The organism is Chitinophaga pinensis, assembly GCF_007896845.1.
Classification (GTDB): Bacteria; Bacteroidota; Bacteroidia; order Chitinophagales; family Chitinophagaceae; genus Chitinophaga; species Chitinophaga pinensis_C.
On the sequence record NZ_VOHS01000002.1, the window covers coordinates 1 to 12,624 of the forward strand.

The 12,624-nt window shown below is 44.2% G+C and carries 10 protein-coding genes and 1 pseudogene; 2 read left to right on the forward strand and 9 right to left on the reverse strand.

Translation table 11 applies throughout. The annotated features are described in order from the left end of the window. Positions 1–183: 183 nt before the first annotated feature. Together FEF09_RS01970 and FEF09_RS32665 are read left to right on the forward strand one after the other, a co-directional pair. Positions 184–738 (forward strand): annotated as a pseudogene (locus FEF09_RS01970) (SDR family NAD(P)-dependent oxidoreductase). Then, the gene (locus FEF09_RS32665; protein ID WP_261387293.1) at positions 731–919 is read left to right on the forward strand and encodes an SDR family oxidoreductase; all 189 of its coding nucleotides are present in this window, start codon (positions 731–733) and stop codon (positions 917–919) included. Before FEF09_RS01970 ends, FEF09_RS32665 begins: the two are co-directional and overlap by 8 nt. A 545-nt stretch (positions 920–1,464) precedes the next feature. On the opposite strand, the gene FEF09_RS01975 is transcribed toward FEF09_RS32665, so the two are convergent. The 9 genes from FEF09_RS01975 to FEF09_RS02015 all read right to left on the reverse strand — a co-directional run bounded on the left by FEF09_RS01975 (position 1,465) and on the right by FEF09_RS02015 (position 12,583). After that, on the reverse strand, positions 1,465–2,421 hold the full coding sequence (locus FEF09_RS01975; protein ID WP_186774160.1) for a DUF3626 domain-containing protein: 957 nt from the start codon (positions 2,419–2,421) through the stop codon (positions 1,465–1,467). 130 nt (positions 2,422–2,551) lie between these two features. Continuing rightward, complete coding sequence (locus FEF09_RS01980; RefSeq protein WP_146303395.1) at positions 2,552–3,205, reverse strand: toxin-antitoxin system YwqK family antitoxin; 654 nt, start codon at positions 3,203–3,205, stop codon at positions 2,552–2,554. 519 nt (positions 3,206–3,724) lie between these two features. Further along, positions 3,725–4,486, reverse strand: a complete 762-nt coding sequence (locus tag FEF09_RS01985) for a hypothetical protein (protein ID WP_146303397.1) — start codon at positions 4,484–4,486, stop codon at positions 3,725–3,727. A gap of 205 nt (positions 4,487–4,691) precedes the next feature. Continuing rightward, positions 4,692–5,012 carry a hypothetical protein gene (locus FEF09_RS01990; RefSeq protein ID WP_146303399.1) on the reverse strand — a complete coding sequence of 107 codons (321 nt, stop codon included), beginning with the start codon at positions 5,010–5,012 and terminating at the stop codon, positions 4,692–4,694. Between the two features lie 101 nt (positions 5,013–5,113). Then, positions 5,114–5,542 carry a c-type cytochrome gene (locus FEF09_RS01995; protein ID WP_146303401.1) on the reverse strand — a complete coding sequence of 143 codons (429 nt, stop codon included), beginning with the start codon at positions 5,540–5,542 and terminating at the stop codon, positions 5,114–5,116. 69 nt (positions 5,543–5,611) lie between these two features. Further along, entirely contained in the window at positions 5,612–6,625 is a 1,014-nt protein-coding gene (locus tag FEF09_RS02000) for a DUF4421 domain-containing protein (protein WP_146303403.1), read from the reverse strand. Position 6,626: 1 nt separating this feature from the next. Then, positions 6,627–7,985 (reverse strand): alpha-L-fucosidase, encoded by a 1,359-nt coding sequence (locus FEF09_RS02005; protein ID WP_146303405.1) that lies wholly within the window; start codon positions 7,983–7,985, stop codon positions 6,627–6,629. A 172-nt stretch (positions 7,986–8,157) separates the two neighbouring features. Then, positions 8,158–9,447 (reverse strand): RagB/SusD family nutrient uptake outer membrane protein, encoded by a 1,290-nt coding sequence (locus tag FEF09_RS02010; RefSeq protein ID WP_146303407.1) that lies wholly within the window; start codon positions 9,445–9,447, stop codon positions 8,158–8,160. Between the two features lie 19 nt (positions 9,448–9,466). Beyond that, the gene (locus FEF09_RS02015) at positions 9,467–12,583 is read right to left on the reverse strand and encodes a SusC/RagA family TonB-linked outer membrane protein (protein ID WP_261387294.1); all 3,117 of its coding nucleotides are present in this window, start codon (positions 12,581–12,583) and stop codon (positions 9,467–9,469) included. Between the last annotated feature and the right edge of the window lie 41 nt (positions 12,584–12,624).

Sequence of the window (12,624 nt, forward strand, 5' to 3'; positions counted from 1 at the left end):
GGTAAGGTTACTTCTTACCGTATCAGTTCACCTACTGCACGCAAAGTGAAGGTAAATCAATGGTGACATAAAGAAATCACGGCCAGCAAGGGCTGATCATATCCTATACCCTCATTCATTTATGCAACTCCTGACCGGTAAAATAATCTTACTGACGGGGCGGCTCATCCGGTATCTATTAGCATGTGCCCTGAAATATGCGGAAGCAGGCGCCATCGTTGTGATCATATCCACGATGCGCCTGCCCTCGCATCGGCCATCCATCTATTAGGCAATCAGCACCATACGATCTTTGCAGACATATCCCAATCCGCTGATGTGGAAGCGGCTATCCATGAAACACTGGCGAAGTATGGCAAAATAGACGTTATCCACAATAATGCGGGCATTGCCCACCCTTCTACCCCCTACACGAAACCAGCGAATCAGAATGGGATCTGGTCATGACACCAATCTGAAAGTATCTACCTGACCACCCGGTATGGCATTCCGGCCCTGAAAGAAAGCAAAGGATGCATCATCAACACCAGTAGTCTGGTTGCCGAAATCGGGCAGGAAAATCATGCTGCGTACACCGCCAGTAAAGGCGCGATCAATACCCTCACGAAATCAATGGCGCTTGACTATGCTCCTTTTCAGATCCGTGTCAATGCCGTAGCTCCTGCCGGTGTAGGACACCTATGTTGCGCGAATGGGGAAATCAGCCCAATGCACAGGGATTTGAGCATATATGAATGATATACATGTGCTGGGGTATTGTCCGGAGGGAGATGTTATAGCCGATGCCTGTGTATTTCTGGCGTCGGATAAAGCGCGGTTTATTACCGGACATGTGATGAATGTGAGTGGTGGTGCGGAGCTGGGATACAGGGCATCGATGCAGACGGCGGCAGCTATATCGTACTATGCTACAAGATGATCAAAAGGCGTTACAACATGACCACTTTTAAAAATATTGAAGTGTGTACTTTCATTAAATCGAAATACACAAACCATTATATTTCTTATCAATAATAAAAAAGGATTCTTCTGTAAAGTCACCAATCTGCACACACTCTTTACGCTACAGTTATATAAATAATGCTTTCCTAAAGGGTCGAGGCCTGGTATGACCACTACCCAATATTAGAGTCATCATATAATTGTGCAAGCGTTGTTTGAAGATGGCCCATATCAGTGGATGTTATCAGCGTTTTATGCTTTATCTGATTACTCCAATTGCAAAAATGGTATTCCGGATGCTCTTTGGTAAGAAAGATATTTTCTATCTTTTTCATGATGTTAATCCAATCATGAAATGGAAAAGAAAACTCAACCTGCGTAAATTCCTTTTTTAAATATTCAATCTTTTCTTCCCAAAACATATTTTATCTGTCAATTTCCTAAAGATAAGGCTTCTCCTTTATACATGTATTATGAGATATAGGAAGATGCAGCTTATAGTCAACTCTTCCTACGGCACATCTACCGGATATATTGAGCGCTACCGATGTGCTGCCCAAAAAGGCACCAGACATTAAATAAACTGCACCGGTATACCAAACTGCCGCCCGAATTTCGTAAATACTCTCTGTAAGGACGGGCATCGCGCTTACCACCATCTGACATTGACACATTGGATACATACATACGTTTCACATCTCTGTTAAACAGGATCGGAGAATGTATCTGTGCTTCTACATAGTCCAGCAGGCCGACAACATCAGCACCGGCAATGTGATTACCTGTAGCAGCTTTATAAAGTGCCTTCAGGGTATTATCTCTCATATTCAAAATAATGCGATCCGGATGCGCGTAATTCGCCAGTTTATCTGCTGCCTGTGCATCCTGTCTGTAGTTAAATGAATCTCTGTCGAGCAAGGTACAATTCAGTTTAACATGATCTTTCAGCACCATGAATGAAGCACCATAGTCACCCGCAGCGCCATGTCTGCTATTCTTGAAGTTAACTGCAGCGTAACGCGGACGCATACCAGAAGCGAAAGAGGGATTATTACCTGTCAGCTGACTACCAAACTTTTTAATCCGGTCTATCACACTTTTCTCATTGTCTTTCATCCCCAGCTTTCCTTTTGCATTTGAATAGTCAAATAGTCTTTCCTCCGCCAGCTTCCTTTCGGTCATATATCCCGGACGTTGAGGTGTTTCAAATGCATTTAATAATCTGGTTGCCTGACTGGTATTATTATAAAACTTATCCACAGAAAAGTTCACTGTCAGTTCTGCATCTTTGAGTCTGTTTACCATCTGCCCGTACACATTTTCAGCCTGTGTAGGAGGTACTTTCAGTACTGTCATTACACGCATAAGTCCCTGCAGATTGTCCAGCTTTGCGGTTGATGCGATATGCTTGCCCGTCATAGAAGCTACATCGACTGCTGCCAGTCGGGCCAGTGCTTCTTCCCTTTCCTTTGGTGTCATATTGAAATCAGTTAAGACTGATACAAAAATCATCCATTATCGGGGACAGGCCAATCCCCTATTCCGGTGAGCCGGCTCCCTTATATCGGGGATATATTGATTTTTAATTTGCTACGTAGCTATATGATCATTATTTATGCTTTCTCTTTTTCTCTATGATTAGCTCGGTTACCGTTTCACCCGTTTCATCATATTTTTCAGTTTTTACAAGTTTCCCTTTTTTATAAATCCTGCGCTCAACACGTATGTCATCTACAAAGTCGGTTGCGAACCTGAGTTCCCGCTTATTACTGTCAGCATAGCCAAACCTTGTACCATTCTCTTTTCCATTAATGTAGGTTGATTCTGTCATCTGACGTCCATTGCTATAATAAAAATGAGAAAGACCATTTGCAAGACCATTTTTATACATATGGTCAGCCATTACGCTTTTTCTATAGTCATAAATGATTCTGAGCCCCTCTATCTTTCCGTGTATGAAAGTTGATACGTCTGTCCCAAAAGGAGTTTGCTTCCTATAAAGACCGTGCAGTGTATCATTCACATATTCTATTTCACGTACCAGATCTCCATCGGGATTATAGTATTTACAAAGACCATTCTTTTTTCCGTCAATGTAATATTCCATATGTGAAATGTTACTGGTGTCCCTCCATCGGGTAATCCATAATCCTGTCTTCTTTCCATTATTGTCAATTTTATTTGTATCCGAAGGCACCTGTGCAAAGACAATTGTTGAAATAAAAGCGATGAAAAATGTTAATGAGAAAAATTTGATAGTCATATGTATAGGCTGATTTTAAAACTTTTATCTGATCAATGTCGTGGTAGCTAATACCATCAGGATTCTACCCTTTCCGGTGAAATGGGTGCAGGCTGCGGAAACTGTTTTTACGCTGACAATAAGATCATCTGATTGTATCGAACATTTTTGAACTGAGAACATAGGTAAAATAAAAAGACACTTATATCGGGTGCCTATGGGATATTTAAATTTGCAGACAAATATAACGGAGAAATTAATTCTTTCTAATAATAGCCCTCCGGTATTAACAGGGAGTGTACCTAATGGTTATATATACAAGACAGGAACAGGATACGACCAATACGTGGACTTGATGCGAAGATCGTCTCTGTTGGTGTATTAACGGTGATATTTTTGCCCGGAGATAAAAAGCAGGAGTTATATCAATAGAGGGTCAACCTGCAGCAGATGCTACAGAAAGGTATCAAATATTTATCGGGAATATGTAAAGTTCAATAGGCATAGTTACTCACCAGTATACAGTTATCAGGCAATGTTTCATTCCCGCTGAATAACATAGGGAGTAGCTGATGGGGCAGAATAAGGGTTTATTTCAGATTGTTTATCTGTCTCATCATATACCTGTTCTGTCGTAATGTGTCTGACATATACCGGCTGTGGTGCTGATATACCTACGATATCAGCCGCGTAATCTTTCCTGCTGCAAGCTGGTCCATCTTTACGGAAAGCTCTTATTTGCAAAACCACTACGAGCGTTCCGGTTCCCGGCACATCGACAGACATGGCGGTTGCTGTAAATGGCTGGCTGGGGTCAATTTGTATGGTGGAGGTCTTCGTGCCAATTACGCGTTGGGTGCCAAAGCTGATACGTGCCGCGATGATCTTTACTTCCAATGCGGTGATCCCTTTGCCCGCCAACAAGCATTGTGCAGGAATATGCAGCATGCCTTCCTCTGTTAGTGTGGGTGCGATTGTAAAAAATCTGTCTATACCTGTATGCTGGTTAAAGCGGAAGCCTTTTATAGCACTGATATCCTTGTCTGTTGCCCGGATCAAAGCGCTGTTCAGGCGGTTGACCTGCGTACCGTCATTGTGGATATCCAGTTCATCATCAAATATACTACGGATAAGAGCGCCTTTTCTGCTGGCTATCCCGAAACGTTTTGCGGCCCGCCGGGTCGCATCAGTTTGTTTTACACTTACAGGAGTACTGCGCAACAGGTATTGACCTTTGCGGTAGTAACCGATCATATTACCGAGTTTACCGGTAAATAAAATGATAGAATCTTGTCTGGCCATCAAAAATAATACTGGTGAATACTGAAAATACGAAAAGCCTGAAAAAGGGTACTTAGGCGATAGAGAAGAGTTCCCAACAGCTGTGACAGAGTTATCCACTTTATATATAAAAAACCTGCTATTTCACCAGTGTATATTATTCATGGTAAATAAAATGGGCCTGTGATATGCTATCACAGGCCCATTTTATAAAAATCTTTTCAGGTTATTTGTTGCCAAACTGATACTTCGGCATCACCAGCAGTCTTACGATAGTATGTGCTGAAAGTGACAAAACAACAACCATTCCGAGGATCAGTAACTGTTTACCGGGCGTATCGAATACATCCAGTATAGAGGAGGTGTTAGTACCTGCGTATAACATTGCCAGCAGGAAAACCAATCCACCGCAGATCCAGAGGGTCAGGTGTGAATAGAAATACCGTTTCTTCTGATAACCTTTTTTTCCAAATGATGTAAACAGTAATACAACGTGGGCAAGAAAGAAAAGCAGCGCCAGAATAGCAAGGGAGTTAAAAGCAATCATGGTCTTACATTTAAAGTTGTGTAGTCTATAATAGTTAATTCAACAATAGGTAGATGTTTCTACCTAAAGATATTGCTTTTAGCTATTCGGCCCAAACCCTTCTAGTGCTGATGAGGCGCTTCTTCTCCCCCTGCAGGCTTCGATGCCGGTTCTTTTTGTCCGTTGTGGCAGGTATAACAGGTCACTGTCATTACCTGCATACCTTTCTCATCCTTACCGGATTTAAAGTATTTTTTATTAATACGGAAGGTCATTTTCAGCATTTCGCGGGCAGTCTCCTTTTCTTCTTTTGCATCGCTGGCGAAGTCCATTTTCTGTGGATTATCCGGCAGTTTGGCATGACAGTAGTCACATTTAACGCCCAGAGCCTTGTTGTAGCTGCGCATCTCTTTCATCAGATCGTCATGGCTGATGTTTTTGGGTAATACTTTCAGATTTTTCGCCTTTTCCTCCGGAGGTGTGGATAAAGAGCATAATGTCGCTGCCAGCAATAGGGCCAGCGGTACCAGGTAGGTCCGTTTGAATTGCATAAGTGTTATAGTTAAGCTTCCTAAATCAGGCAAGGAACTTACAAAATTTCCCCATACTTATACAAATTATTACAAGAGCCCCAATATTTTATGTTTAAGGCTGGGAAAACGGTATCCAACGGTAAGAGAAAAATCACTGTTTTGCAGATGCAGGTGTGCGGCGGGCAGGTGGTCCCGGGCATAGTCGTGGCTGGCACTGAGGTAGCTGAAGAAATGATCTCCGTTATATCCACAGTTGATTTTACCGATTGCGCTATATACAAGGCTGATCTCCTTGGGGTTAAAACGGTTGTCATATAGCGGGTACTGGCCTCCGGCGCCTACCAGTAATGTCGGACTGATGGACCATCCTCCTTCCATTACAATATTGCAGGAATAGCCTACATAACCGATGGCCGATACCCATGCGGGTTGTGGTTTTACCAGTTCGTAGACCATGGAATCCTTTGCTTCATCACCAATGAGATTCGCTTTTGCAAAGCTGAATTGCTGGTACTCCGGACTAATCATAAACAGCCAGCTGCCGGCAGTCTGTCGCTGCAGGCTGCTGTAGAAATTGGCTGCACTATAGGAGAAGTGCTTTGGATTTGTAAAAAGGTAAAAATTGGCGTCATATCTACGGTAGCGGATATTTTCAAATGTCACCGGCGGATCCCTCCTGCGGCCACGTACCTCAAAAAGCATCCCGTCTACCCGCTGGAACCCTGCCTCTACACCAAAACGATAGCCAAACTGTGACACCTGAAGATTACGGTTGCGCAAACCGGTTGTCCTGTCAGCCAGACTGGTATAAGGTAAGGTAAAGTCGTAAAAAAGAGAAAGGTATTTGTAGTTAAGATTGAATCCGGTATAACCGGCGTTATTCGCTAACAGGCGAAAGTATTCCCGTGGCGTTTTTTTTGTCTGGAAAATAAAACTGCTGCCGGAGTAACCACCATACAGCTGTATATTATTATCCTTTTCAAAAGGTTTCACCCATGCGGTATCCCGCGTGTTCTGGGCGTACAAACAGCCTGCTCCTATAATCTGTAAAAGCAGGAACAGGCTGATGTTCAGTTGTAGGTTTAATAAAAAGCGTTTCATTTCATCTCAAAGTCAGCTCAATCACTGGTATCTCCACCGGAGGCTTTTTCAAAGGCATCGTGAGTACTAGATCATTGCTGCCCTGATTTTCCTTTCCAAGATACTTTATTTCTGAATTATCATGCAGGAATTGCACATATTTAACTTTTTGGTTAAATCCTTGCAGCACCAGTTTATTGAGTGGCCATGATAATAAATGTACATATAATTTACGGGTGGTCGGGTTGTAGGTCAGCATGGTTCCATTAGGCGCCTGAAACTCTTCCGGTGCCTGTGTACAGCCATAAATAGCCGGACTATTGACAGCCATCCAGTCTCCGATGGCACCCAATGCATCTTTTGCACGGTAGTCAAACAGTCCGCGGGCGGTAGGACCCACATTCAGTAACAGGTTTCCTCCTTTACTGACGGAGCCGATCAGCAGCTGCAACAGTTGAGACGGGCTCTTCCAGCTGTCTTCATCGCGATAATATCCCCACGAGCCGGAGAAGGTCTGACAGGTTTCCCATGCTACCTTTTTACCGTTTACGGTCGGCCATTCGGCTACCTGTGTCTGTTCAGGCGTAACAAAGTCAAAGCCGTCTTCATAGTCATTCAGATCAAGGCGGTTATCCACAATGATCCCGGGTTGCAGTTTATGCATCATTTTCATCAGGTCCAGAGAGCCCCAATCGTCCCGGCCCTTGCCATTTTTACCGGGATAGGAAAAGTCCAGCCACATGATATCGATCTTACCGTATTTCGTCAGTAATTCCTTGATCTGATTGTACATGTATTCACGGTATTTGCTCATGTCTTTTCCCTGATTCAGTCTTGCATAAGCGGTATCGCTGTCACCCGCCGGTTGTTGCGGATGGTGTCTGTCTATCGTAAAATCAGGATGGTGCCAGTCCAGCAGGGAGTAATAAAAGCCGACCTTCAGTCCTTCTGCCCTGAATGCCTCTACCCATTCCTTTATCAGGTCACGCTTTGCCTGCGTATTGGTAGCCTTATAATCAGTGTACTTTGAATCAAAGAGGCAGAATCCTTCATGGTGTTTACTGGTGATCACAGCGTACTTCATCCCTGCAGCTTTTGCCATTCTGGCCCATTCCTTCGGATTATACAAATCGGGGTTGAACTGATCGAAATACTGTTGATAATCTTCGTTGGTCAGCTGCTCCCGTTTCTTGACCCACTCATGCCGGGCGGGCAGGGCGTACAGTCCCCAGTGAATGAACATACCAAAGCGGTCGTTGGTCCACCAGGCCATTCTTTTCTGTTGGTCTCCGGGTTTTTCAAAGCCAATCTTTTTCTGTGAAAAGGTTAACGGGCAATAACATAACAAAGCTGCCAGCAGCAATAAATAGTGTTTTCTCATAGCGGAATTAACGGTTTTTAAGGAAAGTAATCTTTCACCTGTAATGGATACGGGGTTGCGTACCCGGGTTCCTAAAATAGTAAACTCTTAGCGAAAACACAAGAGGCTGACCAGAATAGATTCCGGTCAGCCTCTTGTGAGAATGACGAATTAAGAATTAGTTTATCTGACCTTAAAACGCAGGGTCAGGAGGAATATTAGTGTTATCATTTCTTTCCACAAACGGGAACGGCAGCCATGAACGTTTGCGTTCAGTCACTGGTCTGTTGAACCTGCGCTGGTCTTCCAGTTCCATACCGCTCATGAACAATTCAATGTGGCGGTGTTTGTAGATTAAGGTCAGCAGTTCATCTTTATTCGCTGCATTAACCTGCGGCAGATCTGCTCCTACGCCAAATGCATCTGCACCCGGCTGTTTGGTTACGACCTTATTCAGCTCTGTGAGGCCATCCCCCAGCTGATCTTTACGGGCGTAACACTCGGCCTTGATCAGAGTGATCTCTCCCGGCAGGTATACCGGAATACTTTGTGTTAAAGCGGTATAAAAGCCTTTTACACGGAATTTTGGGTTCGTTCCTATACCGACATAGAACGGTACACGTTTATCCGTTAAATCTGGCTGTAAACCTACGGGAAGCCCCATCGCGGAATCAACCACCTGATAGATATTGTTTGTAGTGGTCACCAATGTGAAGATCGGGTTGGTGATCACCGTGTTATAGTTAAATGTAGAAGTACCACTTACTTTGTTGGCAGTGGTGAGTGCGGTATCATAATCACCGGCAAAAAGTGCATAACGGGCTTTTAATGCGTACAGTGTATTGAGGATATTAACACCGCCGGGGATATTTCCCCTGAATGCAGCACTGATGGTATCCTGTGCCAGCACATTCAATGCACCATTGATCACACGTACTGCTTTTCTGTAGCCTTCCTGACTGGTAATAAAAGGTACATTGGAACCTGTTGTATCCGGCACATTTGTCCAGAACATGGACATATTACCGATTGCCAATGCTTTAAACAGCGAGGCGTAGACAATCACACCACTTCTGTAGTTCGCATCCGGAATGATTGCACTAGCATTGTTCAATACCCTGTCTGCATCAAAAATGATCTTATTGGATACAGACCACATGCCTGTCACAACCGCATTGGTATTCTGCAGACTTGCACCGCCTGCATATAATTGTCCCTCGTCTGCATTACCGGCGTTTACTACATAAGTTTCTCCGGTAAGCAGGCTACCGATGGTAATAGAGGTATATACAATACTGGTTCTGTTGGCCGTGTACCAGTTCTGTAAACCTACCGTCAGATCAGCCAGAGCATTCGGCGAACTGATAGCCTGATCGTAAGAAGGACCGGAAGGATCCGCATATTCCTTTTTACAGGAGGCGGCAGTTAACAGTAGCACTCCTGCCAGAAAAGAACGGCTATATTTATTGAAATACATTTTCATAATTCTTCGTTTTGATGGTTTAGAATCTGGCACGCAGTGCAACATTATATGTTCTTGGTGCAGGTACGCTACCAAAATCAATACCGCGCAATACAGTGCTCTGACCTGCTGCATTCACCTCCGGATCATATCCTTTGTAGTTGTCCCATGAATGCAGGTTACGTCCACCCACACTTACTGTCAGATCGCTCAGACCTTTAATTTTACCAATATTATAACTGAGTGATACTTCTCTCAGTTTTACAAAAGAACCATCATCAACTCTCCATTCCTGGATGTTGTAGTTTCCGGCAATAAATCCACGTGGTAACAATCCCAGGTCTTCCTGCTCGGCTATTTTACCGTTATCCACACCTTGTCTTGTTCTGAAGTCAGCATTGAACACATCTACACCCTGTACAAAGTCAACCTGTGTATGCAGACTGAATTTCTTATAGGTGAAGTCGTTGGTCAGTGTACCGGTCCAGTCAGGGTTAGGATCCCCTATTTTTCTTTGTAAAGCCGTTACACCGGTAGTAGGTGGCAGACCTGTATTAGGATCTCTTGCCGGTGTATAGGAGAATGGTGTATTCTGCACACCTGCTTCTGTCACAGGGATGCCAGCCGGTGTTTTCAGCTGATTGCCACTGGCGTCACGTGCAAAGAAGGTACCATAGAAGAAGCCTATTGGTTCACCATTAGCTATCGCTACCGGCGCACCGCTCACTGTAGAGTAAAGGATGATAGACTGTCCGATGTCAATCGCTTTGTTTCTGTTACGATTGAAGATGGCGGTCATATCCCAGTTGAAACTCTTTGTTTTTACCGGTACTACATTTAACACCACTTCAACACCTTTATTGGAAAGAGACCCTATATTATCCAGACGGGTGCTGTAACCTTGTGTAGGAGCGATCGCACGTGCAATGAGCAGGTCTTTTACTTTTTTGGTATAGTAGTTCACAGAAAGGTTGATGCGGTTATTTGCAAAAGCCATGTCTGTACCGAACTCTAACTCTTCCTGTCTTTCAGGTTTGATATCCGGATTGGTGTAAGTGGTCGGAGAAGTAAATGAAGCCGCTCCTACAAACGCCATGGCTTTATAGGTGTTAAAACGGCCATAGGCTGGAATACCTGTCAGGTTACCTGACTGACCATAAGCAGCCCTCAATTTGAACAGATTCCACCAGTTGGACACGCCCAGATCTTTCCAGTAATCTGTACCAGACAATACATAGCTACCACTGAGTTTAGTATAAATCTGATTACGCTCATCCTGACCAAATACAGAAGAACCATCCCGTCTTAATGCACCCGTTACAAACAACTGATCACGGTATTTGAAGTTTTGCTGAATGAACTGACCGGAGATAGATAGTTTGGTCCGTTCATCTGTACCCGGTATCAGGGTAGCTGCGCCACTTACTGTCTGTACAAATGGCGGCAAACCTCTACCCTGCTGCAGAGAGTAATGTACATTCTGATATTGCAGGGAATAGCCCACCTGCGTTACAGATGCCAGATCAGGTGTTATCTGTGCATTATAAGTAGCATTGATATCGTGATTGATCAGGAAAGAGTTATTCACACCGGTGCTCGCATAACCATTCTGCGTAGGATCCAGTGTGGCACCACCTCCGAAGAATGCAAGGCTTACATTATAGGCGAAAGGAGGGATGAAGGTGGTACCGTCCTGGCTATAGTTATCAATACCCATGTGATAATCTATTGTCAGGTTTTTGAACGGCGTCAGTTTTAAACCTGCCCCAGTGATAATTCTGCTGGTTTGTTGTTGTTGTTTAAAATCTTCAATGATGGAAACCGGGTTTACACGTCCACGTTCTCCGATTGCCACCAGATTACCCAATGCATTTCGTTGCTGCAGGTCGTAATAGTTACCTATGATAGTGACTGCATTTGTCGGAGAGAAGAATGAGTTACCATCAGGTTTCTCATTTGTCTTGCTGTAGACATAGTTTACAGATGCATTAAAGCTGAGCCATTTGTTCAGTTCCTGATCCAGATTCAGACGGAAGCTGTAACGGTTAAAGTCTGTATTTCTTACAATACCCTGATTGTAGAGATAACCGGCAGAAGCGTAGTATCTCGTTTTATTTTGTCCGCCGGCAACAGATACGTTATTGTCTGTACCAACACCTGTGCGGAAAATATAATCCTGATAGTCGTAACGCTGTACCGCTGTTGTATTGGTAATAGTTGGAGTAAGAATAGTTTGAGTAGACACATCCGGTGTACCGCCAAACTTCACCGGCGCCTGATTCACGTCCAGTTTCTTCCGCAGTTCGTTTACGTTGAAGCTGGTAGAGAAATTCACTACGGGCGCACCACCGCTACCTTTCTTTGTAAAGATCTGTACAACCCCTGCATTTGCTCTTGAACCATAGATGGCGGCTGCAGCTGCACCGTTCAGTACTTCGATACGTTCAATGTCAGCCGGGTTGATATCTACCATACGGTTCTGACCGACGTTACCAGCAAAACTGCCACCCGCATAAGATGCATCCGCGTTGGTTACACGTGTAGTAGAGTTATCGATTATCACACCATCTATGATGTAAAGCGGCTCAGTAGAACCACTGATTGTACTGATACCACGCAGTTTTACAGACATACCACCAGCGGGATCACCGGAGTTTTGTGTGATCTGCGCACCGGCTGTTTTACCCTGTAATGCGGTGAGTACATTGGCAGTAGCGCCTTTACTCAGTTCGTCGGCTTTCACACTGCTGACATAACTACCTAACTGTTTGCGGGTGGTACCGATAGAGGCACCGGTGATCACTACTTCATCTAGTTTGGAGACAGATGTAGCAAGCTGTTGATTCAGTGTATAGGAGCTGGCGCTGCCTATCTCCACATTACCTTCTTTCTGTGCAAATCCGATACCTGTAAATACGAGTGTGTAACTACCGGGTTTGAGGTCGGCGTTGATGGTATAGTTTCCATCCACCGATGTGGTTGCACCCAGTTTTGTCCCCCTGATGGCTACGGTGATGCCGGGCAGCGATGCTCCCGTTTCATCTGTTACCTTACCGGACAGCTTTACCTGTGCGAAAGCAGCAACGGCGGTAAAGCACTGCAGGACCAGCAAAAGCAGCAGATACCTGCACCTGGCAAGCCGGAATAATTGATACATTCTCATAACTAATTTTTAATAGTAAAGCGATAAATAAAGGC